The sequence below is a fragment of the [Bacteroides] pectinophilus genome (assembly GCA_025146925.1).
Classification (GTDB): domain Bacteria; phylum Bacillota; class Clostridia; order Lachnospirales; family Lachnospiraceae; genus Bacteroides_F; species Bacteroides_F pectinophilus.
The window spans coordinates 2378515-2401875 of sequence record CP102260.1; the positions used below are offsets into that span (position 1 = coordinate 2378515).

Genomic DNA, 23361 nt, shown 5'->3' on the forward strand with positions numbered 1-23361 from the left:
CTCAATTCTTTGCATAATAATTCTTCATTGCATATTCAAAATGCTCATTAAATCTCTGCGCAGCCTCACAGCTCAGCTCCCACTCCGGACGCATCATGTCAAATGCATGCATGTCGCAGTGGTACACATCCGCCTCCGCCTGAATACCACACCTTTTAAGATTTGCAATATAATCAAGTGTCTCTGCGTAAAATGGTTCTCCGTCCCCTACAAATGTATACGCAGGCGGAAGTCCGCTGTAATCCGTCTGCCTTGCAGGGGCAGCGTACACAGGAACACTACTGTCTCCCGGTTTCCTGCCAAGTCCCTTCAGATACATCCGCCACGCCTTATGATTCTTCCTTGTATTCCAGATACGTCCGTGATTGTCGGCAGAGCTTGGCGTGTCCCTGTCATCGAGCATCGGGTAAAGTGGCATCTGATAAGCAATATTTATGGTACCTCGGTCTCGCGCTGCCATGCAGACTGCTGCCGCCAGACCGCCTCCTGCACTCTCTCCGCCTACAAATATCTGATTCTTACATATTCCTAGTTCTTCTGCATGCTCCTTCATATAAACAAGCGCCGCATAGCAATCCTCAAGTGCCGCCGGATACGGCTTTCTAAATGCAAGCCTGTACCCCGGCGATACAACAACTGCTCCGTACTTCCGCACAAGGTCAACCGCACGCGACATAAACACCATCTCTTTCATTCCACATATATATCCGCCTCCGTGAATCCACAGAACGCCCGTTGATTGGGCGGGCTGTGAAGCAGTTTCAGAATATGTCTCTGGATATAGTGCGAGTGCCGATATCGTATTAGTTGTTGTTTTGATTTTAAGCTTTCGGACTGTTATTCCTGATGGCGGGGTAAGACGCATAGCTGGCTCCTTGCATATATATGTACTTTTAATTTAATCTGTCACTTTCAGATTATAGCAAAAAAGAGAGGGTTTTGCACCAATGTCTTAGCTAAGCAAGGCATTATTAGCATTTCTTGACACAATTTAATCCGCACCGTCTGATTACCGATATTGCACTTCTTATATAACAACAGGGCTGCTACCTTACTTATCCAAGCATTAAGGTAGCAGCCCTGCACTAAAATTCCAGACTGTCTGCATTCAGCAGAAAATATTTCATTCCCATTTTTTGTGCATATGCACACTTTTTCGTAATGTTCCTACACTCCCGAGTACGCTGCAAAGCCCGCATCTATCGGAAGCACTACTCCCGTGATTGCGCTTGCCGCCCTGTCATCACACAGGAATAGCACTCCACCGAGAAGCTCTGAGCTGTCAACAAATCTTCCGGCAGGCGTGCCGTTAAGAATCTTACCGGAGCGCGGTGTCGGCGTTCCGTCCTCATTAAACAGCAGCGCACGGTTCTGGTTGGACACAAGGAATCCCGGTGCGATTGCATTACATCTTATTCCGGACCTGGCAAAATACGTCGCAAGCCACTGTGTGAAGTTGCTTATGGCTGCCTTGGCACCGGAATATGCCGGAATCTTGGTTAGCGGCGTGTACGCATTCATTGAGGATATATTAAGAATATTTCCCGACTGGCGCTCGACCATATCCTTTGCAAATACCTGTGCCGGTATAAGTGAGCCCTGAAAATTAAGCCTGAATACAAAGTCTACACCAGCAGCATCCAGTTCAAAGAATGTCTTCTGTCCGGGTCTTGCTTCGTGCTGATATTCATTGTCGGTTGTTGCCTTGGGATTATTGCCTCCGGCTCCGTTTATAAGGATGTCACACGGGCCGTACTTTGCGAGTACACTCTTATGAACCTCCTCAAGAGCTTCTGCATCAAGCACATTTGCTTTATATCCGGTACACTCAAGGCCTTCATTTTTCAATTCATCAGCAAGCCTGCGCACGGCATCCTCATTAAGGTCGAGTGCCGCAACTCTCGCACCCGACTGTGCAAATGCCTTAACCATCTCTGCACACAGTACTCCGCCCGCTCCTGTAATCACAACTGTTTTTCCTGTGTAATCAATATTTAAAGGTAAATCAAGCATTATTCTATAATCCCTCCGTTAGCCTCGATAAGCCCGTTAATATATGCGCTTCCAAGCGCCCTGTCATATAATCCGTAGCCCGGTCTGCCTTTTTCGCCCCATATCATTCTTCCGTGGTCGGGACGGAAATATCCGTCAAAGCCTGTCTCCACAAGAGCCTTTATAATCTCATTCATATCAAGGCTTCCCTCGCGTGACAAATGCCCCGATTCCTCGAATGAGCCATCAGAAAGTATTTTTACATTGCGAAGGTGCATAAAGCCTATTCTGTGCATGGATGAATATTTTCTCACAAGCTCAGGGACATCATTACCGCGCGAACATCCAAGCGAGCCTGTACATAAGCACAGTGCATTGCTTGGGCTGTCAACTATTGCAAGGTAACGGTCTATATTTTCCTCGCATGTGACTACACGCGGTATCCCGAATATCGGATACGGAGGGTCATCCGGATGAAGTGCCATAATCACGCCGCACTCCTGCGCCACAGGTATTACTTTCTTAAGAAAATACCCTATATTCTCCCAGAGACCCGCCTCTCCAAGCTCAGCATATGCCTTTATCAGCTCTCTCACTTCATCCTGTGAATAGCTTGCATCCCAGCCGGGCAGATGTATGTCATCCTTAAGCGGGTCGAGCCCGTTCAACTGCTTCCAATACATAACAAGGCTGGTTGAGCCGTCTTTGGCTGCCTTATCAAGCTGTGTGCGCGTCCAGTCGAATACCGGCATGAAGTTATAGGTAATGCATTTTACTCCATACTTTGCGCATCTCCTTATAGACTCGCAGTAATTTTCAATGTGCCTGTCCCTCTTTGCGGTTCCAAGCTTTATATCCTCGGTTACGGGAATTGATTCAACAACGTCAAAGATAAGTCCATTTTTGCGGCACTCATCCGCAATGTGCTTAATACTTTCCTCAGGCCATACCTCCCCGGGCTTCACATCATAGACCGCAGACACAATTGAACGCATTCCCGGTATCTGCCTGATATTCTGTAACGTAACAGGGTCGCTGTCTCCGTACCATCTGAACGAACTCTTCATAAATTATCTCCATTTCCCATCATTTATTTTTTGCTATCTCCGCAATATTAATTATTGTGTAAATGATATTAAGCACACCGCACAACGGCATTACAAAGTAAAATATCCCGACAGGCACACCAAGTGATGATGTCATCTGCCCCATTGCAAGCCTGCTTATCTGCCAGCCGCCGTATACAAGGATTGCGAGCGAGAACAGCAGAGCAATCAGCTCATGCAATATTCTCATATATGAACGCATCTGCGGATTCAGCCGGTCAACCAGAACCGGTATGTTCATGTGACCGCTCTCTGATGTCACAATAGATGCTCCCAGAAGGCTCATCCATGCAAACAGGTATGACACAAGCTCCTCTGACCACGTTGACGGATTTTTAAGGACATATCTTGTGAATACCTGCCAGCATGTAAGTGCGACCATTACAATAAAACTCATGCCCGCAACGCCGTTTAAAGCTTTCGTAAGAACCGTTTTTATCTTCATTCTCCCCTCTCATTCCGCAGGCATATCCCGCACATCTGATGATATAATTATGTCCGCAAATGCACAAAAAATACACGGCAGAAGCTTAAACTTACATGCCGTGTATCATATCTGTCATAACATATGTATTATTATTATAATTCCGGTCAGTGAACATCGATATACTTTCCAAGCATTCTCTTAAGCTTTGCAACTTCAATAGGCTTGGACAGGTGTGCATTCATACCCGCTTTGAGTGCCTTATGCACATCTTCACTGAAAGCATTGGCTGTCATTGCGATTATCGGCAGCGTCTTAACATCATCACGTTCAAGTGCACGTATATTCTTAACCGCGTCATATCCGTTCATGACAGGCATCTTTATATCCATCAGAATAACGTCATAATAACCCTCTTCAGCACCTTCAACCTTAGCAACTGCTTCACGTCCGTTAGCGGCCGTCTCTACATCAACCCCCATCTCACCTATAAGTATTGCTGCAATATCGCGGTTAAGCTCATTATCCTCAACAAGAAGTACTCTGCCGTGCTTAAACACGGATTCATCCTCCGCTGCCGCATGTTCACCTGATGGTGCCATCGTCGCAGCCGATTCATCCGCCGCCTTGTTATCTGCACTGACATCACACACCTCAAGCGGAATAGTTACCGTAAATACAGAACCTTTACCAAGCCTGCTGTCCACATCAATAGTACCACCCATAAGATTAACCAGATTCCTGGCTATCGCCATTCCAAGTCCTGTTCCCGTGACATTGCCTATTGCGTTGTCCTCAGCACGTTCAAATGAATCGAATATATGCTTCTGGAACTCGCGTGACATTCCTATTCCATTATCACTGCATATAAATATATAGCTGTGCCGGCGCCCATTCTTCACGTCACCGTCTTCCCTGAGTGTAATTGTAATACTGCCGCCTGCCCATGTGTACTTGACAGCATTGCTGAGAATATTAAGATATATCTGCTTTATCCGCAGTTCATCCCCTATAACATTATCATGCTCTATAGATACAATATCTGAGATAAATGTTATGCCGGAGCCAAGTGCCTGCGGACGCACAAGCTCAATCAGCTCTGACATCATCGCCCTGATATTAAACCCGGATTCCTGAAGGCTCATCTTGCCACTCTCAATTCTGGACATATCCAGAATATCATTAATAAGCTCAAGCAGATGTCTTCCTGACATGCTTATCTTATCAAGCCCTTCTTCGACCTGTTTCGTATCATCCGGGTGAGACTTAAGTATATCCGTCATTCCTATTATGGAATTCAATGGTGTCCTGATGTCATGGCTCATATTGGAAAGGAATCTGCTCTTAGCCTCATTGGCGAGCTTCGCCGCACTGAGCGCATCCTGAAGATTCCTCTTCTGATTAGCTTCTTCTATCTTCTGTTCGTCCGATATTCTTGCAAGAAAGACAGCATTAATCTCTTTGCTGTTGTTGCGGTTACGCACATGAATGATCTGTATTGACAGCCAGTGATATATTCCATCATCGAGCCTCAGCCTTATATCAGTCCATATTCTGCTGCGTCCCTTGGCAAAGCTCAGCTCTACCTTATCCGGAGCAAATCTCTGCCTGAACTCATCTTCGTATTTGGGTTCTATGCGCTCCGCAATTCTCTCATAAAGTTCGTTATATGTTCCCGCCCTCGATACCGAATCAGCAAAAAGTTCCCTGAGACTTATAAATTGTAATTCATCCCTTGTAATATTAAGTGAAGCTATTATAGAGTATGATTCTGTTACTGCTGTAATAAGCATCCGTCTCTCCCGCTTATTCTTAACAGCTTCCTCTTCCCTTGCAAGCTTTTCTTCTGTAATATCATGAAATGTTGTCATAAGAATATCATTGCCATTGTTGTCATGATTCCTCTCAACAATTCCCGCTATCCATATCAGCATTCCGTCAGCTCTGCGTATGCGGCATTCATATGTACACGGACCTCTGCCCTGCGCTGCCTCATCGAATACACCGGTAACATGGTCATAATCTTCATTATATATAAAATGATCTATGCACACATTATTCTTGGAGTCATTATCATATCCGAACATCTGATAGCCCGCATAGTTCATCCTTATATTGATATATGGGGCATTAATTGTTATCAGTGCTATTCCTTCAGGAACATTATTGAAAATGTGCTCAGTGTACAGATTCTGGTTCTCTGCATCCCTGGATGCCTTAAGCGTCCTTCGCATCGTTATTATCATGATAACTACGATTGTCATGATTACGACTGCAAGAAGCGCATATGTCTGGCTTACAATCTGATCCGCTTCTCTTGTGATAAGCTCCATATCAACAACTGATACCAGATGCCAGTCACTGCCAACTCCTATAGGCATATAACAGTAGAAAATATCATTAAGTATCGTCCATCCTGTCATTGAGTTCTCGGGAAGTGCTTTAAGATAACCGCAGCAGGCTATACTGTCCGGTATATCACGCTTATCAGCCGGAGGTATAAGTACCGTTCCATTGCTGTCTGCAATATAAGAGAAACCTTCCCCGCCATAATATGACAGGGAAAATGTATCTATTATATCGTCAATTCTGAACTCCTTAGTCAGATATCCTCTGCGCCCATCAGCAAGCTTGCAGCTTACATATACATCCATCACCTTGTCCGCATAGTCTGCTGCGTTAGCGGTACCGTTACTGCCTGACCTTACATGCGGAGCCATGATTCCTTCTGTATCCCCGGCTGCCATCCCGGCAAAACTGCTGTCCGGTTCCATGTCATATGGCATCACCGTATAATCATCCAGATAGAGCATTACTCCGTCTTCCAATTTGTTATAATGAATAAGTATCTCGTTAATATTGGAATAGTCATCAACCTCTTCAAGTACTTCCGCAAAATTGTTCAGTGTATCATGTGCAGAATCCATCTGTGCACGCAGTGTCATCGTTCCCTGCTTCGTTACCTCCATTATATCTTCTACAGCCAGATTCCATAATCTCTCGCGTACAAACTTTTGAAACTGATACATTGCTCCTGCAAGCGCACATGCAACAACTATATATACTACTGCCAGCATCCATATATTTTTCTTCATATTAATATATTATATGTTACAGCAATATTCAGTCAATAAAATATCCAAATTTTAAGTATCCATTAGTTTTTTTTGATAAACAAAAAGCGACATTGCTGTCACTTTTTGTCGAAATAACATTCACGTGCAATATTAATAATCCTTATCCTGCTTGCTTTAGATTTACCGTCATGATAGAATATACATCAGTTTGTATACGTATACAGACTTCAGATGCCCGCAAAGACGGAGCAAGAATGGAGACTACTATGAGTATTTTAAATGTTGAACACCTTAATCATGGTTTTGGTGACCGTGCAATTCTAAAGGATGTGTCTTTCCGCCTCTTAAAGGGCGAGCATGTAGGATTTATCGGTGCCAATGGCGAAGGAAAGTCCACATTCATGAATATAATAACCGGTAAGCTTATGCCTGATGAAGGTAAAATCGAGTGGGCAAAGAATATCCGTGTTGGATATCTTGACCAGCATGCAGTTCTTGAAAAGGGACAGACGATTAATGATGTCCTTAATGATGCATTCAAATTTCTCTTTGAGCTTGAAGCACGTATGAATACAATCTGCGACAAGATGGGCGAAGCTTCACCTGAAGAACTTGAGGTTATGCTTGCCGAGCTTGAGGAGATTCAGAATACACTTGATTCACATGATTTCTATATTATAGATACAAAGGTTAATGAAGTCGCCCGCGCCCTTGGTCTTACCGATATCGGACTTGACCGTGACGTGACAGAACTCAGCGGCGGTCAGCGTACCAAGGTTCTGCTTGCCAAGCTGCTTCTTGAGAAGCCTGACATCCTGCTTCTTGACGAGCCTACCAACTACCTCGATGAATCACATATCGAATGGCTCAAGCGCTATCTCAATGAATATGAGAATGCATTTATACTGATATCACACGATATCCCGTTCCTTAACAGTGTAATTAACCTTATATATCACATTGACAATGGAGAGCTTACACGCTATGTCGGCAACTATGATGACTATATGCGTGTATATGAAATGAAGAAATCCCAGCTTGAAGCCGCCTATAAGAAGCAGCAGCAGGAAATTGATGACCTTAAGGATTTCGTTGCCCGCAATAAGGCGCGTGTTGCCACACGTAACATGGCAATGTCACGCCAGAAGAAGCTTGATAAGATGGATGTTATTGAACTTGCACAGGAAAAGCCAAAGCCTGAATTCAATTTCCGTGAGGCGCGTACACCGGGCCGTTACATTTTCGAGACAAAGGACCTTGTAATAGGCTATGACACTCCACTTTCACGTCCTCTTAACCTTACAATGGAGCGCGGCCAGAAGATTGCCATGACCGGCGCTAACGGTATCGGTAAGACAACTCTTCTCAAGAGCATAATGGGCTACATAAAGCCCATCTCAGGGCAGTCCGTTCTCGGTGACTATCTTTATCCGGGATATTTTGAGCAGGAGAAAAAATACGAGAGTAACATCACATGTATAGATGAACTATGGAGCGAATTCCCGGCAATGACGCAGTATGATGTGCGTACCGCGCTTGCCAAGTGTGGTCTAATGACCAAGCATATCGAGAGCCTCATGAAGGTTTTAAGCGGCGGCGAACAGGCAAAGGTTCGTCTGTGCAAGCTTATCAACCATGAGACTAATCTTCTGCTTCTCGACGAGCCTACCAACCACCTTGACGTTGACGCCAAGGATGAGCTTAAGAGAGCGCTCAAGGCTTACAAAGGCAGCATTCTTCTCATATGCCATGAGCCTGAATTCTACGAGGACATTGTCACAGACGTGTGGAACTGTGAGGAATGGACTACGAAAGCGCTGTAGGGGTATGCCTGCTGCACATATTGATATTCTTCCAAAAAAAGAGACAGCCATTTTCCCACCAACCGGTGGGAAACGCTGTCTCCTTCTCTAAATGTCAGTTGTGAGGAGTTAACATCACTTGACGAATTATTCTTTTACCCCATCTCACCGCGTATATCAATCTCCGGCGGTTCTATCGGATAATTACCTGTAAAGCATGCATCACAGAATCCTGTACCTCCGCAGATCATCTCGCTTAACTTGTCCACTTCAAGGTATCCGAGCGAATCTGCTCCGATAAGCTTACATATCTCATCAACGGAGTGACCTGATGCAATAAGCTGGTCCTCTGAAGGAATATCTGTACCGAAATAGCATGGATGCAGGAATGGCGGTGAACTGATTCTTACGTGAACCTCCTTTGCACCTGCTGCCTTCAGGAGATTAACTATTCTTGCACTGGTTGTTCCACGCACGATAGAGTCATCAATCATGACTACTCTCTTGCCTGCAACAGCTTCCTTAAGGACATTAAGCTTAACCTTTACGCTGGATTCTCTCTGTGCCTGCTTAGGCTTAATGAATGTACGTCCTACATAGTTATTCTTTATAAATGCATTGCCATACGGAATACCTGACTCCATCGCAAATCCGAGTGCTGCCGGATTACCCGACTCAGGAACGCCTACAACAAGGTCTGCCTCTACAGGATGTGTCTTGGCGAGAATCTTTCCTGCGTTAATTCTTGACTCATACACTCCCATTCCGTCAATCTTGCTGTCAGGCCTTGCAAAATAAATATATTCAAATATACATCTTGCCGTGTTCTTCTGACAAAGCGTCTTATCAGACTTAATTCCATCCTTCGTTATCGTAACAACTTCGCCAGGCTCAACATCTCTTACAAATTCCGCACCTACAGTATCAAGTGCGCATGTCTCTGATGAAAGGAAATACGCATTATCTCTCTTACCAATACAAAGCGGTTTGAATCCAAATGGATCTCTTGCTCCGATAAGCTTTCTCGGGCTCATTACAATAAGTGAATATGCACCCTTAATCTTCTTCATCGCATTGAGAACAGCATCCTCAACAGTCGGAACATTAAGTCTTTCTCTCGCTATGAGGTATGCAATAACTTCCGAGTCGATTGTCGTCTGGAAAATAGCTCCCGTATAAGAAAGCTCTTCCCTCAACTCAACGGCATTAAGAAGATTGCCGTTATGTGCCATGCCGAGAGTTCCCTTAACGTAATTAAGGACAAGCGGCTGCGCATTCTCACGGATACTGCTTCCTGCTGTAGAATATCTGACATGGCCGACACCGATGTTACCGTTAAGCTTCTCCAGCTTCTCCGGATTAAAGACTTCATTAACAAGTCCCATATCCTTATAAGAAAGAACCTTTCCCTTAGGACCTTCCGTATCACTAACTGCTATACCGCAGCTTTCCTGTCCTCTGTGCTGAAGGGCAAAAAGGCCATAATAAATTGTAGATGCAACATCATTGCCGTCAAAGTCATATACACCAAAGACTCCGCACTCCTCATGAAGCTCATCCTCAGCATAGTAGCTGTCGTTAATATCAATCTGATTCATAATTCTCCATTCCCTTAAAGACTGTTAAAAAGCGGTAATTATCAATGCAATTATCTGCGTGAAAAATCCTTGCCTGTAAGGAGCTTATATGCTTCCTTATACTTCTCAACTGTCTTATCAATAACATCATCAGGAAGAAGGTAATCACTGTCCGGATTAGCCTTAAGCCAGTCTCTTACAAACTGCTTGTCATATGAAGGCTGTCCCTTGCCCGGCTCATAGCCTTCAAGCGGCCAGAATCTTGAGCTGTCAGGTGTGAGCATCTCATCACCGATTACAACCTCACCATTCTCATCAAGACCAAACTCGAACTTAGTATCTGCAATGATGATACCCTTGCTTAATGCATACTCTGCACACTTCTTGTAAAGTGTAATTGTTGCATCCTTAATCTTGGTTGCGTACTCAAGACCCTTACCAGGGAACTTCTTCTCAAGTACCTCTATACTCTTCTCAAATGAGATATTCTCATCATGGTCACCAATCTCAGCCTTCGTACTTGGTGTATAGATTGGCTCAGGGAGCTTCTCTGACTCCTTAAGTCCTTCCGGAAGCTTGATTCCGCATACTGTTCCGTTCTCCTTATAGCTTGCCCAGCCACTTCCCGTTATGTAACCTCTTACGATACACTCTATTGGAAGCATTGTAAGCTTCTTGCAAAGCATACTTCTTCCGATATATTCATCCTTGTGGAAAAACTCTGGCATGTCATTAACATCCACAGATACCATATGGTTTGCAACAACATCCTTTGTATAATCAAACCAGAATCTGGACATCTGTGTAAGGATTGCACCCTTATCTGTAACCTTATTCTTAAGAATGTGGTCAAATGCTGATATACGGTCTGTAGCAACCATAACGAGCTTATCCTCACAATCATATACTTCCCTTACTTTACCTTCATAGAGTAATTCACACTTTCCCATGAGTATTCCATCCTTTTCTTATATTGATTTGTTTATAAAATCATTCCGCTGTAAATGCAGTCTGAAAACGAACATAAACATTATATAACAGCCACATTGCAAAATCAACACAATTTGTCGGATGGCAGAGCAAACGATGGGCAGGTACTTTATTCCCACCCCATCTCATGTGCAACATATTCCTTAAGTCGGAATATTGTATATAACGGAATGCTCCACACATGTGTATCTCCGTCAATATTATCTCCGACATTCTTTAAAGATGTTCTGACTGCCATCCTTGGATTATACCTTTTGCAGAATATATGCAGGCTTTTTGCCTTTGTATTATCTGCTGATTTCACTTCAATCGGGAGAAGGATTCCTTCATAATCAGTAATAAAATCCACCTCCGCATCAGCTTTTGTTCTCCAAAAATAACTCTCTATCCCCATATATTTGAGCTGTGTCATTATATAATTTTCCGTCAATGCCCCCTTAAAGTGAATATATGACACATCTCCATCAATAATCGTTCTATAATTAACATTGGACTTTCTTCTAAGAAGCCCTACATCCGACATGTATACTTTAAAATATGTGCTGTCTGCCATTCCTGCCAATGGCAGTTCCGGATCAGGCACCATATTCAGTTTATACGCGATGCCTGCGCTGACAAGCCACTCCAACGCATCCTCAAGATCTTTAGCCCTCGCCCCCTGCTTTACATGTGAAAATATAAACTTATTGTTATCACGCGCTATCTGTGACGGAATAGCATTCCATATAAGCCTTACTTTATTAGCCGTGTCTGCATTCGTGTGCTTGCCAAAATCATCTGCATAATCTCTTAATATCCTATCCTGAACCTCTTCCACCGCACTGTAATCATGAGTATCAACCCAAACCTGCACAGCCTCAGGCATTCCACCAACAATGTAATAATTCTTCAGATATTTTTCCAATGGTACAGTATATAATTCCGGTATTTCACGCTCACACCGGAGTTTACATACCCCATCGATATATTTACCGCCGCCATCTGCATTTACAAATTCCTCAAAGCTCATCGGATACATATCTATACGATCAACCTTGCCTACGGGAAACGATACTCCCTCTTGTCTAAGCGCAACACCCAACAGAGAACCTGCCGCTATAATATGCAGCTTTGGCATATTCTCGCAGAAATACTTAAGTGACTGTATTGCACGCGGGCAGTCCTGTATCCCATCAAATACAACCAGTGTCCTGCCCGGTTCAATTGTATCTCCATATATAATACTTCCAAGCTCATCAACTATTCTCTTCACATCAAAATCATATTCAAAAACCGACTGTAAGCCGGCATTTCCATCAAAGTTGAAATATGCCATGTTCTCAAAAAAAAGCGGCCGCTTTCGCGACCACTTCTTACATGTTATCCGTTTTTTATAATTCCCCTGCTGCATATATAAGTCAGCACAAAATATCCTCCATATATCAGTACAAGAAATACTGCCGTCGTGCCAACCGATGCCATCATAGAGCTCATTCCCATTGTTGATAGTATCAGGTTGACAAATTTCAAACCGAATATTGAGTGGATGACTGCCAGCAGAAGCGGAAACGCAAAGAATATTCCTATCTGCCTGAAAAGTGCCATATCTATCATTCTCTCATCAACACCGATTTTCCTGAGCATTCCGTATCTTTCCTTATTGTCCGCACTGTCAGACAATTCCTTAAGTGCAAGAATCGCAGCACTGCTTATCAGAAAGATAATTCCAAGATAAAGTGCTATGAATGTTACAAGTGCTCCAAGCCCTACACCATTCTGTGCTATTCCGCCCTTTGTCTCACAGTTAACAAGGCTGCCAACGCTTCCTGAAGTTTCGGAATCATCAGAATCCATAGATTGTGAATTCTTCTTATTAATCAGCTTAACCGTATCAACCAGCTTATTGTCGGCGCTGTTCTTCCATGCTTTATCACCGCTCTTATAATTGGCACTGATTCCTGTGATATACAGCCTGCTGTCATCAAATGCATCGTCAGGCAGGACAAATATTCCGTCATTGATACGCTGTGCCGAAATCGTGACAAAGCCATCCATACATTCCGAATAACGCGGTCTGTAGGTCTTTTCACCGACGGCTATCGTCTGACCGTTCTTAAGTGCAGCATTTCTTATATCTACCATATATTTATAATTGGCAATCACAATATACTCGTCCTCATTAAGACTGTGCTGCTGTAATCCGTATAAGCCCGCAACTCTGTTATAATCGCTGAGCTTCATGAATAACTCCTGCCCTGATAAATCCACAAGCGGATTTGTACTTATAAGAATATCCGCATATTCCCCAAGTGTATCTGCTGCCGTCAGGCCTGTCCTGTACATATTATATGCCGTGATATCCTTAAGATATGTGTCTGTATCAAAGCCGTTATCTGTAAGAAGTCTGCATATTCTGTCAGCGTCTGACGCATCAGCTTCATCTGAATACTTCAGCCTTACCTGCATATCAACCGGTGCGCATTCACTAAGGCTTTTCTTAAGTGAATCCTTCATTGACAATGCGCCGGCAAGTACGCTTATCGTTATAAAAAGCATCAGGCATATTACTGTTGTCGAGAATACCATTGTATTAATTTTGCTTCCAAACTGCCTGAGCACAAAACTGTTCACGCCTCTGTAATAAACGCTCTTAATGCTTGTAAATATTCTTATTAAAAGTCCTGAAACAGACCAGAATATAAGAAATGTTGCCACGCAGCCAAGCCCGACCGGAAGCCACAGCTTATCCATCACATTAAGCTTAAATGCTCCTGCCGTAACCAGCCAGTATGCGTAAGACAGCAGACCCACCGCAATCACAAAAACAAATGTGCAGATAAGAGGATTTTTCATTGTAATCTTTTCATTCTTCTTTCCTGCATTCAGAAGATCTATAAGCCTGCATTTACTTATGCTAAATGTATTAAACAGCATTACAAGCACATACATGATTGCAAAATATACAATCGTTTTCACACATGCTTCTGATGAAAATATAAACCTGAAGCCCGTCATATCAGCGTCAAACATGTTCGCAACTATAACGCTCATAAACTGCGATGCCACTGTTCCTAGAACTATTCCGACCGCAAGCGAGACAACTCCAATAAGCATTGTCTCAATGAAAAGAATAAGTGATATCTTTCTTTTTCCCATGCCTAGTATCATATATATTCCAAATTCCTTATTACGCCTCTTTATAAGAAATCTGCTTGCATATATAATAAGGAATCCCAATATAAATGATACAAATACGCTTACGCCTGAAAGAATATCTGTCATCAGTTTTATAATCTCATACACGGATGAATTGACCTTAAGCATTACCGTCTGGCTGTCAATCGCATTAAATACATAGAACACCGCAACGCCGAGAATAAGCGTAAAGAAATATATCGCATAATCCTTAAAGCTCTTACGGATATTTTTTATTGAAATTTTAAACAGCATTGTTAAGATCGCCTCCTAACAGTGTTACAACATCAATAATCTTATCAAAGAACTCCTTGCGCGTACTGCCGCATTTGAGAATCTCGTTGAATATCTTTCCGTCTTTTATAAATATTACCCTGTCCGCATAGCTTGCCGTGAATGCATCATGTGTTACCATGAGTATCGTTGCCTCAAGCTCCTGATTGAGATAATTGAAGCTCTCAAGCAGCATTCTTGATGCCTTCGAATCAAGAGCACCTGTCGGCTCATCTGCCAGAATCAGCTTTGGATTGGTTATTATTGCCCTCGCACTTGCAACTCTCTGCTTCTGTCCCCCTGACATCTGATATGGGTATTTGTCAAGCACATCACTAATACCAAGCTCACACGCAAGCTGTGATACCCTCTTTTGTATCTCCTTAGCATGGACTCCCTGTATTGAAAGCGCCAGCGCAATATTTTCAAATGCAGTAAGTGTATCCAGCAGATTGAAGTCCTGAAAGATAAAGCCAAGCTGCTCTCTTCTGAACCGGTTGAGCTTATTCCCCTTAAGCTCCGTAATATCCTGTCCGCCTACATATATCCTTCCTGATGTAACCCTGTCAATCGTTGATATGCAGTTGAGAAGCGTTGTCTTACCTGAGCCGCTGGCTCCCATAATCGCAACAAACTCGCCCTTATCAACCTCAAAGGATATATTATCAATCGCTTTGGTGAGGCTTGATCTGTTTCCGTAATACTTTTCAACGTTATCAATTCTAAGTATCGTTTCCATAATTATGATTCCTTTCGTTAAGATTAATTATGTTTTATCACATCACTAATCTTATGTCGTTCGTTCAACATTACGGAATATTACATTTTTGTAACATTGTAAAAGTCATTTTTATAAAACGTCATCTTCACTTCCGTATATTCGCCAATTGCCGATTCTATGTATATATCATGTCCCATCTTATCACACATTTTTTTGACGATATAAAGTCCCATTCCTGTTGCCTTGGAATATCTTCTTCCATTCTCCCCGGTAAATGATTTGTCGAATACTCTCGGAATGTCAGATCCGCTTATGCCTATGCCGTTATCATATATCCTAAGTTCAATGCTCTTCTTATCCTGTACTGCCGATATCCGTATTACTGACGTATCCTTATTATCATCCTTATATTTGATGCTGTTGCTCAATATCTGGTTCAGCATAAATTCAAGCCATTTGGCGTCAGTGTATACCGTGACATCCACATCCGACACCTGAAAATCTATATTATGCTCAAGTATGTCATCCTTATTGCGGACAGCCACCGCACCTACTGTTCTTGCGAGGCTGCATTCATCAATGATGTAATCCTTCTCCGCATTCTCACTTCTTACATAGTAAAGAATCTGCTCTATGAGATTATTTATTCTGCGCACCTGTGTCAGCATGCGGTCATTTTTATCATGGCTGTTGTGAAGTATAAGTGTCATTGACGATATCGGAAGCTTAATCTCATGAATCCACATCTCGACATACTCTTTAAAATTCTCCGCCCCCTGCCGGTAGCCATTTACATTGTCAGCCATCGATTTGCCTGTATCCCGGAGTACGCTCTCTATTATTCTTCCTTCGTAGAAGCCCGGTGAGGGTATCGTCTCAGGCACAAGATATTTTTTGTCGAGATTATCGGTATTATCCAACAGCGTATCATAGAACTTCTTCTTTCTGAAAAAATCAATAAGAATCTCTGATATGAAAAATATCACAAATATAGCTGATACCGCCACTATTGCCGGCGTCTCAAGCCTGTACGCCCTCATAAGCAGAACTGCCGGCACAAGCAGCACAATCAATATAACCAATGAATATATCCTGTCTTTAAAATAATCCCTGAATCTCATAATCTACCCTATAAGTATATACCCCTGACCTTTTCTGGTCTCTATAACGTCTTCAAGTCCCGCTTCTTTGAAATGCGCCCTGAGCCTGCTTATATTCACGGTCAGTGCATTATCGTTGAGATACTCCTGATTGTTCCACAGCTCAGTCATCAGCTCGTCCCTTGATACTATCCTGTCCTTATTGGACAACAGATACATAAATATCGTCATCTCATTTTTCGTAAGGAGTATCTCACTGCCTGAATTGTATCTGATTACGCCCTTCTGCGGAAGTATCTGCATATCTCGGAATACAATTGTACCGTCGCTGCCATGCCTGCTGCTAAGTCTCTTGAATATGGCATTAATCCTTAAGAGAAGAATTGTAGGGTTATAAGGCTTCGTAACATAATCGTCCGCCCCGTAGCTCATTGAAAGTACCTCGTCAGCTTCCGAATCCCTGCTCGTAACCATAATAACAGGAACCTCTGACCTTGTGCGGAGCTGCTTAAGCAGCAGCTCCCCGTTAATATGCGGAATATTTATATCGAGGAGTACAAGGTCTGCTTCAGCTGCAAGTATCCCCTCACAGGCATTATCAAAATTCTCAAGGGCAACTGCCTCATACCCTGAATTATCAAGCAGTTCCTTAAGTTCCCCGCTTATTGACTTGTCATCCTCAACTATGCAGATTCTTTTCATAATTCTCCCAGTATCTTGCGCGCAACATACACACCGCTCGCGCTTGCATGTGACAGTGAATGTGTAACACCGCTGCCGTCACCTATAATGTACAGTCCCTTATGAAGTGTCTCAAGGTGCTCATCAAGTTTCACTTCCATGTTATAGAACTTGACTTCAACTCCATACAGGAGTGTATCATCATTAGCCGTTCCCGGTGCAATCTTATCAAGAGCATATATCATCTCGATGATGCCGTCAAGGATACGCTTCGGAAGGACAAGGCTTAAGTCACCCGGTGTTGCTGCAAGAGTAGGTACAACCATGCCTTCCTCAATACGCTTTGGATTGCTTCGCCTTCCGCGGATAAGATCACCGAATCTCTGGACAATTACGCCACCGCCAAGCATATTGCTAAGACGCGCTATACTCTCTCCATATCCGTTGCTGTCCTTGAACGGTTCAGAAAAATGCTTGCTTACTAACAGTGCAAAGTTCGTATTCTCTGTCTGCTTTTCCTTATCCTCATAGCTGTGGCCGTTGACTGTAATGATTCCGTTAGTATTTTCATTAACAACGCTTCCCTTAGGATTCATGCAGAAAGTACGCACGTTATCCTCAAACTGCTGTGTTCTGTATACAATCTTGCTTTCATACAGCTCGTCTGTAAGATGTGAGAATATAACCGCCGGCAGCTCAACACGCACACCTATATCAACACGGTTGGATTTTGTAGGAATATTAAGCTCATCACAGACCTTCTCCATCCACTTGCTTCCGCTTCGCCCTACCGAAACGATGCATTTGTCACATTCATAGCCTGCAGCTTCTGTATTGACGCGGTATCCTTCACCTGCGTCACCCAGCACCTCTATATTGTGGACAGGCGTATCAAAGAAGAAATCAACCTTATCCTTGAGGAATGCATACAGGTTCTCAAGCACAATATAATTAATATCCGTTCCAAGGTGGCGCACTGATGCATCAAGAAGATTCAGCTTATTCTGCATGCATATTTTCTTGAATTCCGTCCCCGCAGTTGAATAAAGCTTCGTTCCCTCTCCGCCATACTCCATGTTAATTCCGTCCACATAGCGCATCAGGTCAAGCGCCTTCTGCCTGCCTATGTACTCATACAGCGTTCCGCCAAATGCATTGGTGATGTTATACTTTCCGTCTGAGAATGCACCGGCACCGCCAAATCCGCTCATAATTGAACAGCTCTTACAGCCGATACATTTCTTAATCTTATCACCGTCAATCGGACATCTGCGCTTCTCAAGCGAATGTCCTGCCTCAAATACGGCAACCCTGCAGTCAGGTGCATTCGTAACCAGCTCATACGCTGAAAAAATTCCTCCCGGGCCTGCTCCAACAATAATTACGTCATACTTATTCATAACTTTTCCTCCAATCCGCAGCAATATAACATTAATTGTAACGTAAAAGGCTGCCGTTAAACAGATGCACTGATTCCTTGTTGGGAATCATAGTCTTACTGTTTAAGGCAGCCGGTAGAAACTCTCGTCCGTATTACGAGTTTATATGATTTTTAACCTTAGTGATTATAGCGTATCGGAGTGGTGGATGTCAATTACAAACGCTGTTTACTTCTGTACAAAATGCCGTTTACCTCTGCCGCGGCTGCCGTCACCGCCATGCTACACCTGAAAATTCTGCATAGTCACCTGCAGCGAATTAACACTGTCCGGCACATCTGATAGAATTAATCATATCATTAATCAGGTCATCGAAGTATGTACGTTATCTGCGGCATTTCCGATACTTTTACTTGTCTCATTATATCTTTCCTTTAATTGTTCCAATCATACAATTTCTCCTTTGCCTCAAAATTTATATTATGCACGTTCCTATTATAACTATACAAAAATATTATCACGTGCTTACTCTGTCGGCAATAAGAAACGTCATGCAATTATCCTGCAAATCCCCTGATACTAATTACTTTCTAAACTTGTATTTTCCTTTTCCGTGACCTGATACAGGTTCAATAATCTCTGCCTGCACCAGATTGGATAGAAGTTTGGAAGCACCTGAGCCTTTTAGATCGAGAAGTTCCATAACTGCACTTCTACCAAATATTTCATCAAAACCAAACTTCTCAAAAAGACTGCGGATATGAGTTGTCGTCTTTACCGAAAAATTGCTGACTTTCTCGGTAAGCACACTTTCAATATCCACTTTTTTATCTTGAATGTCCACTTTTCCGCTCTCAATATCCACTTTTTTATCTTCAATGTCCACTTTTTCTTCATTCAAAAGACCACTTATATGAAGATTTCGATTGTGAAGTTCATTATAGGATATTATCATAGGAATAGACTTTTTGAAATAGAAAAAGCCGGTAAGCTTATCAAAAAGCCAACCGACTTATATTTACCACTGTTCACTTATGAAACTGCAATTTGTAAACATATCCTATTTACATAAAAGATGAAATATTCTACTCTAATTAATAAATTCAAGTTGACCGTTAGGATAAAATGCATTTCTATTTGTCCATATCAATCCTAACAAATCAGCCTTTACAACTTCATCAGAAACATCCTCATCAATAAATTTCACGCAAGTACATTGCATATAATCTCTTCCGCATTTGTTACATTTATCTTCAATAATTCTATAAAATGGTGCACCGATTACCTTATGTTGTATTAATTCGTCGCCCTCCTCTTTACTCATATTAAATTGTGCATGTACACACCCATCTTCCATCCACATTTTTCTGATTTTATCCGGATGAACAATAAGCCTCTTGAAGCACACCACATCTCCATGAATCAAACGGAATTTATCAGGATAATCTTCTCCCAATTTAAACTTATTATTCTCTTGATATATAGCCTCAACCCACTCCTCAAACGTAACATCAGACAGGTGGGGAACAGCATCAAACAACTTAACAAAATCATTTACATGACCTGCAAAAGATATATGCCCCGCTTCATCTGTCAAATTAACCATAAGTCCAAACGATATTAACCTATTATCTTGGTTTCTTACCCAAGCCTGACATAATTCTTTTATTGCCGTAATTGCAATATCCGCAACATGTAAACTCTTGCAACACAATGTGGGGAAATTGAATATCATATCATTAAATGCAATCATTGTAGTAATTGGCATTCTCAATCTAAGCCCTTTACGTTTTAAATACTTCAAAAGAGTTACTGTATCTGCATCAATTATCTTAATCTTTTTCCTATCTTGAAGAATGAAAGCATCTTTATTATATATCCCGATATCTCTGTCCTCAGCTATGTCAAACTTATTAGTGTATCTAAAAAAAATCCGAACACCATCTCCTTCATTTAATTCAATATCAGCAAAATTATTCGGTCTTTTAACCACAGAGTTATGTTCATTACTTTCTTTTCTTATTTGATCGAATTTTTCATCAACACCACCAAAATATTCGCCTATTAGGGCATTTTCTCTATAAAATGAACTGATAAGTTCCTTCCACATATCTACAGAAAAATCGTTATCTATTCTCCAAAGTTTTATATATTCCGAATTTTTTCCACATTTACTTATATCCGTTTTTGAATCAATTCTTTCAAGGATTTGCTCATCATTATAAAGTCTAATTGCACCATCAAGATGAGTTGGCAATCCTGTACTCGGATTTATCATGCTATGGACATATCTGCATCCCCATAACATAGTTTGTCCATCATCAAAAGAAACGTTTTCCTTATCACATAGTTCCTCGCATTCAAACGTTCTTTTTCCATCTTGAATATGCCAATAGAACTGTGTGCTTAATAAATTTGAAAATACATTATCATAATGCTCATTTTCATGGCACGTAACACCTTCTGGAATACAATCCAAATCATCATTAAAATGTGGTCCTCGAATATACTGATACTCTAATTCTGGATGTTCTGTACCAACAAGTCCAATCATATCCATGTCTATCGCAAGTTTTATTTCAACAGCTGGAACATCACGCATTTTTTCAAACGAATTGAAAAATTCCTCATTTGTAGTATTCAATATAGATAAGCTTCTGCGAAAAAACTGGTGTGCAAAGAGCAAATATCCATCTTTATGATAAACGCCTGGCACAAGAAATCCCTTTTCACCATTTTCACTTTTCGTGTAAACAGGTTCTAAATCCCGCACATCTGCAAGTCCATCTTTCATTGTTCCTGACCATTCAGGAAAAAGACGAGATACAATATTTTTGTCTTTGATAGCTACCGCTTTACCAACTGGTGCAACACGAAATTTATCAGAAAGAATGCAACCCAACTTATTAATTAAAGTATCAAGTTCTTTCCTATGTTCCTCACAAAATATCTTGTAGTCATAAGCCATTATCATTTCGCGCATTTTTTCATATTCTTCATCGGTTTCCATAATTGCCGACTCATTCGTTACATACGCTTTTCCTGGCTCCATATATACACCAGTTAACATGGTATAGCCTATCGGCTTTGTTCTGTCATGGCCTAAATTCATTGGAATAACCGTATTCCATATGTCACGGTATGCCTTAATTATCGAATTCAATGGCAATATATGATTTTTTCTGTTTACCCCATCTGTTATTGCAACACCCTGATATTTTTCCATTTATCTACCTTCTTACCTTACATAAATACACTCTATATCGTATGCTATACATTTCATTATTTTCTTTTTTACATTCTTATTCACATCACAGCAAATACTTCTTCATCGTATTCTCTACATAGTCAATCACATTTTTCCACTCTAGGTCCCCTACATAAAAATTGCTTTTCTGAAACTGCCCCCAAAGCTCTGCCATGTGCAAATCGTCAGATATCAAATGCAATGTAGCTTCAATATCATCCTTGCTAAAAATAGTTTTCCGCTTTTCACAGGTGGCAGAAAATGCATCGTATAAAACCTGCTTCTCTATCTGCTCCCCATAGAAATTCATAATACTATAGACATCATAGAAATCTCTCAATCTTGTATTAGCAATACCTCTATTTATGATTGTCTGCATCTTCTCTGCTAGCAAAGTTTCCTTGTTATATGTAAGAACAGAAATTGTTCTATCCTCAAATATTAATTTATAGTCGTACTCTACAGCCTTCGGTGTGATCACATCATCTGTAGAAATGTCGATTTTAATTGGTTGACGCATCCTGTCCAACGTAGCCTCCAGCATTACACGAATACCTGGGTAATCAAACTCTTCCATAATAGTTCTTGTACTTTTAATTTGAAAGCTAACATTATCTTCCAGCGGGATGTTACAAATTTCTTCAATTATCCTCTGTACATAAGCCTCATTTAATGGTAATGCTTTTACTGTTGTATCAATATCCATCGTAGCTCGCATATCCACACCAACAATTGACGCTACCAGCATTCCACCCTTAAGAATAAAATTATCTCGATATGACGATATAGATACTCTTTCCAGAAATCTTTCCATCATAAAATTTCGAATTAGCGTAGTCGCTTTATTACTGTTCCCATACGAAATATTTCTCACCTTATCTTTTAATTGTCTTGATGAACTAATCACACCAACACCTCCACGTACTTCATCACTTCATCTCGAATTCCCATCATATCCGCATATACAATCAACTGCGATAGCTTTTTGTCCTTCGATGACATATATTCCTTGATAGCCGTTTGAAATACTTGTACTTCATACTTATTACGATTCATTATCAAATCGCAAATGCAACGCTCCTTATCGTAAACCTTAACTAAATTTCCACTGCTGGATGCAATCTCACAAATTCCTATTTTGTATAAATCCGGTGCCGCATATTTCACCGAAACATCAAAATCATTATCCTTAAGATGGCTCGCATTATATCCCTGTGGCACAGTAACACACACAGATGAGTACTCCCTATCTGTCAAACCGTGCAAATATAGTGCTGTTTCTCCGGAATAAATAATCGCACCATTTCTTTGTTGCAAAATGAACAACTCATCCGGCCACACATCATCCATTATATATAAACCTCTTGAGACCTTCTCCATGCCGTGTTCCTTAATATATTGTGCAACATAGGTCTTAGAAATATCTTCATTACACACCAAAGAGGTAATAAGATAACCGTTATATTTTTCAATAAATTTTTCAATTTTTTCCTTTTTAGTCATTCTATTCACCCCTTCACTTTACCTCTTTACTTTACCTCTACGCTTTAATTATATGATTTAAAAGCGAGAAAGTAAACTCTTTTTTTATTTTTTGGCCTATGCCTCTTTATTTAACCTCGCCAGCACCTTCACCTGCTCAATCGCCACTTTTCTCACATCCTCATTCTTCATCCATCAAATATCCTGCTGTAGTATTTAGTACCTTTGCAATATCTCTGAGAATGCTTACCTTGATATCAATTTTTCCTGTCTCATAAGCAGAAATCCACTCCCCGGCGGTTTTTTAGCACCATCACTCTCTCTTCGTCAATCAAA

The 23361-nt window shown here is 41.5% G+C and carries 18 protein-coding genes and 1 riboswitch; of the genes, 1 reads left to right on the plus strand and 17 read right to left on the minus strand.

The window, feature by feature from the left end; translation table 11 throughout:
* Position 1 precedes the first annotated feature (1 nt).
* From NQ488_11120 to NQ488_11140, 5 genes are all read right to left on the minus strand, one after another.
* On the minus strand, positions 2–865 hold the full coding sequence (locus NQ488_11120) for an alpha/beta hydrolase (GenBank protein ID UWN95118.1): 864 nt from the start codon (positions 863–865) through the stop codon (positions 2–4).
* A gap of 302 nt (positions 866–1167) precedes the next feature.
* On the minus strand, positions 1168–2013 hold the full coding sequence (locus tag NQ488_11125; GenBank protein UWN95119.1) for an SDR family oxidoreductase: 846 nt from the start codon (positions 2011–2013) through the stop codon (positions 1168–1170).
* Positions 2013–3059 carry a mannonate dehydratase gene (gene uxuA, locus NQ488_11130; GenBank protein ID UWN95120.1) on the minus strand — a complete coding sequence of 349 codons (1047 nt, stop codon included), beginning with the start codon at positions 3057–3059 and terminating at the stop codon, positions 2013–2015. Before uxuA ends, NQ488_11125 begins: the two co-directional genes overlap by 1 nt.
* 19 nt (positions 3060–3078) lie before the next feature.
* Complete coding sequence (locus tag NQ488_11135) at positions 3079–3543, minus strand: TRAP transporter small permease (protein ID UWN95121.1); 465 nt, start codon at positions 3541–3543, stop codon at positions 3079–3081.
* A 146-nt stretch (positions 3544–3689) separates the two neighbouring features.
* Positions 3690–6599 carry a response regulator gene (locus NQ488_11140; GenBank protein UWN95122.1) on the minus strand — a complete coding sequence of 970 codons (2910 nt, stop codon included), beginning with the start codon at positions 6597–6599 and terminating at the stop codon, positions 3690–3692.
* A gap of 266 nt (positions 6600–6865) precedes the next feature.
* Between NQ488_11140 and NQ488_11145 the strand changes: the two genes are divergently transcribed.
* Entirely contained in the window at positions 6866–8422 is a 1557-nt protein-coding gene (locus NQ488_11145) for an ATP-binding cassette domain-containing protein (GenBank protein ID UWN95123.1), read from the plus strand.
* 134 nt (positions 8423–8556) lie between these two features.
* Here the strand turns inward: NQ488_11145 and purF are convergent, their stop codons facing one another.
* From purF to NQ488_11205, 12 genes are all read right to left on the minus strand, one after another.
* Positions 8557–9999: an amidophosphoribosyltransferase gene (purF, locus tag NQ488_11150; protein UWN95124.1), complete on the minus strand. Its 1443-nt coding sequence runs from the start codon at positions 9997–9999 to the stop codon at positions 8557–8559.
* A gap of 50 nt (positions 10000–10049) precedes the next feature.
* The gene (locus NQ488_11155; protein UWN95125.1) at positions 10050–10928 is read right to left on the minus strand and encodes a phosphoribosylaminoimidazolesuccinocarboxamide synthase; all 879 of its coding nucleotides are present in this window, start codon (positions 10926–10928) and stop codon (positions 10050–10052) included.
* A 149-nt stretch (positions 10929–11077) separates the two neighbouring features.
* Positions 11078–12283: a DUF4143 domain-containing protein gene (locus NQ488_11160; protein UWN95126.1), complete on the minus strand. Its 1206-nt coding sequence runs from the start codon at positions 12281–12283 to the stop codon at positions 11078–11080.
* A gap of 44 nt (positions 12284–12327) precedes the next feature.
* Positions 12328–14397 carry an ABC transporter permease gene (locus NQ488_11165; GenBank protein UWN95127.1) on the minus strand — a complete coding sequence of 690 codons (2070 nt, stop codon included), beginning with the start codon at positions 14395–14397 and terminating at the stop codon, positions 12328–12330.
* Positions 14387–15154: an ABC transporter ATP-binding protein gene (locus NQ488_11170; GenBank protein UWN95128.1), complete on the minus strand. Its 768-nt coding sequence runs from the start codon at positions 15152–15154 to the stop codon at positions 14387–14389. Before NQ488_11170 ends, NQ488_11165 begins: the two co-directional genes overlap by 11 nt.
* Before the next feature lie 80 nt (positions 15155–15234).
* Positions 15235–16218 carry a sensor histidine kinase gene (locus NQ488_11175; GenBank protein ID UWN95129.1) on the minus strand — a complete coding sequence of 328 codons (984 nt, stop codon included), beginning with the start codon at positions 16216–16218 and terminating at the stop codon, positions 15235–15237.
* A gap of 42 nt (positions 16219–16260) precedes the next feature.
* On the minus strand, positions 16261–16938 hold the full coding sequence (locus tag NQ488_11180; GenBank protein ID UWN95130.1) for a response regulator transcription factor: 678 nt from the start codon (positions 16936–16938) through the stop codon (positions 16261–16263).
* Positions 16935–18317 (minus strand): NAD(P)/FAD-dependent oxidoreductase, encoded by a 1383-nt coding sequence (locus NQ488_11185; protein ID UWN95131.1) that lies wholly within the window; start codon positions 18315–18317, stop codon positions 16935–16937. The genes NQ488_11180 and NQ488_11185 overlap by 4 nt, the downstream gene beginning before the upstream one ends.
* Positions 18318–18387: 70 nt before the next feature.
* Positions 18388–18486: riboswitch (purine riboswitch) on the minus strand.
* A gap of 393 nt (positions 18487–18879) precedes the next feature.
* Positions 18880–19197 (minus strand): hypothetical protein, encoded by a 318-nt coding sequence (locus NQ488_11190; protein UWN95132.1) that lies wholly within the window; start codon positions 19195–19197, stop codon positions 18880–18882.
* A 189-nt stretch (positions 19198–19386) separates the two neighbouring features.
* Entirely contained in the window at positions 19387–21522 is a 2136-nt protein-coding gene (locus NQ488_11195; GenBank protein ID UWN95133.1) for a hypothetical protein, read from the minus strand.
* An 85-nt stretch (positions 21523–21607) separates the two neighbouring features.
* The gene (locus NQ488_11200; protein ID UWN95134.1) at positions 21608–22450 is read right to left on the minus strand and encodes a nucleotidyl transferase AbiEii/AbiGii toxin family protein; all 843 of its coding nucleotides are present in this window, start codon (positions 22448–22450) and stop codon (positions 21608–21610) included.
* Positions 22447–23046 carry an abortive phage infection protein gene (locus NQ488_11205; GenBank protein UWN95135.1) on the minus strand — a complete coding sequence of 200 codons (600 nt, stop codon included), beginning with the start codon at positions 23044–23046 and terminating at the stop codon, positions 22447–22449. Before NQ488_11205 ends, NQ488_11200 begins: the two co-directional genes overlap by 4 nt.
* Positions 23047–23361 lie beyond the last annotated feature (315 nt).

Excerpts from the sequence above, each read along its gene's own strand:
- NQ488_11185 (UWN95131.1), bottom strand. The coding sequence starts at position 18,317 with ATGAATAAGTATGACGTAATTATTGTTGGAGCAGGCCCGGGAGGAATT.
- NQ488_11120 (UWN95118.1), bottom strand. The coding sequence starts at position 865 with ATGCGTCTTACCCCGCCATCAGGAATAACAGTCCGAAAGCTTAAAATC.
- NQ488_11160 (UWN95126.1), bottom strand. The coding sequence starts at position 12,283 with ATGGCATATTTCAACTTTGATGGAAATGCCGGCTTACAGTCGGTTTTT.
- NQ488_11145 (UWN95123.1), top strand. The coding sequence starts at position 6,866 with ATGAGTATTTTAAATGTTGAACACCTTAATCATGGTTTTGGTGACCGT.
- NQ488_11125 (UWN95119.1), bottom strand. The coding sequence starts at position 2,013 with ATGCTTGATTTACCTTTAAATATTGATTACACAGGAAAAACAGTTGTG.
- NQ488_11195 (UWN95133.1), bottom strand. The coding sequence starts at position 21,522 with ATGGAAAAATATCAGGGTGTTGCAATAACAGATGGGGTAAACAGAAAA.
- NQ488_11155 (UWN95125.1), bottom strand. The coding sequence starts at position 10,928 with ATGGGAAAGTGTGAATTACTCTATGAAGGTAAAGTAAGGGAAGTATAT.
- NQ488_11180 (UWN95130.1), bottom strand. The coding sequence starts at position 16,938 with ATGAAAAGAATCTGCATAGTTGAGGATGACAAGTCAATAAGCGGGGAA.
- NQ488_11205 (UWN95135.1), bottom strand. The coding sequence starts at position 23,046 with ATGACTAAAAAGGAAAAAATTGAAAAATTTATTGAAAAATATAACGGT.
- NQ488_11170 (UWN95128.1), bottom strand. The coding sequence starts at position 15,154 with ATGGAAACGATACTTAGAATTGATAACGTTGAAAAGTATTACGGAAAC.
- NQ488_11135 (UWN95121.1), bottom strand. The coding sequence starts at position 3,543 with ATGAAGATAAAAACGGTTCTTACGAAAGCTTTAAACGGCGTTGCGGGC.
- NQ488_11140 (UWN95122.1), bottom strand. The coding sequence starts at position 6,599 with ATGCTGGCAGTAGTATATATAGTTGTTGCATGTGCGCTTGCAGGAGCA.
- uxuA (UWN95120.1), bottom strand. The coding sequence starts at position 3,059 with ATGAAGAGTTCGTTCAGATGGTACGGAGACAGCGACCCTGTTACGTTA.
- NQ488_11165 (UWN95127.1), bottom strand. The coding sequence starts at position 14,397 with ATGCTGTTTAAAATTTCAATAAAAAATATCCGTAAGAGCTTTAAGGAT.
- purF (UWN95124.1), bottom strand. The coding sequence starts at position 9,999 with ATGAATCAGATTGATATTAACGACAGCTACTATGCTGAGGATGAGCTT.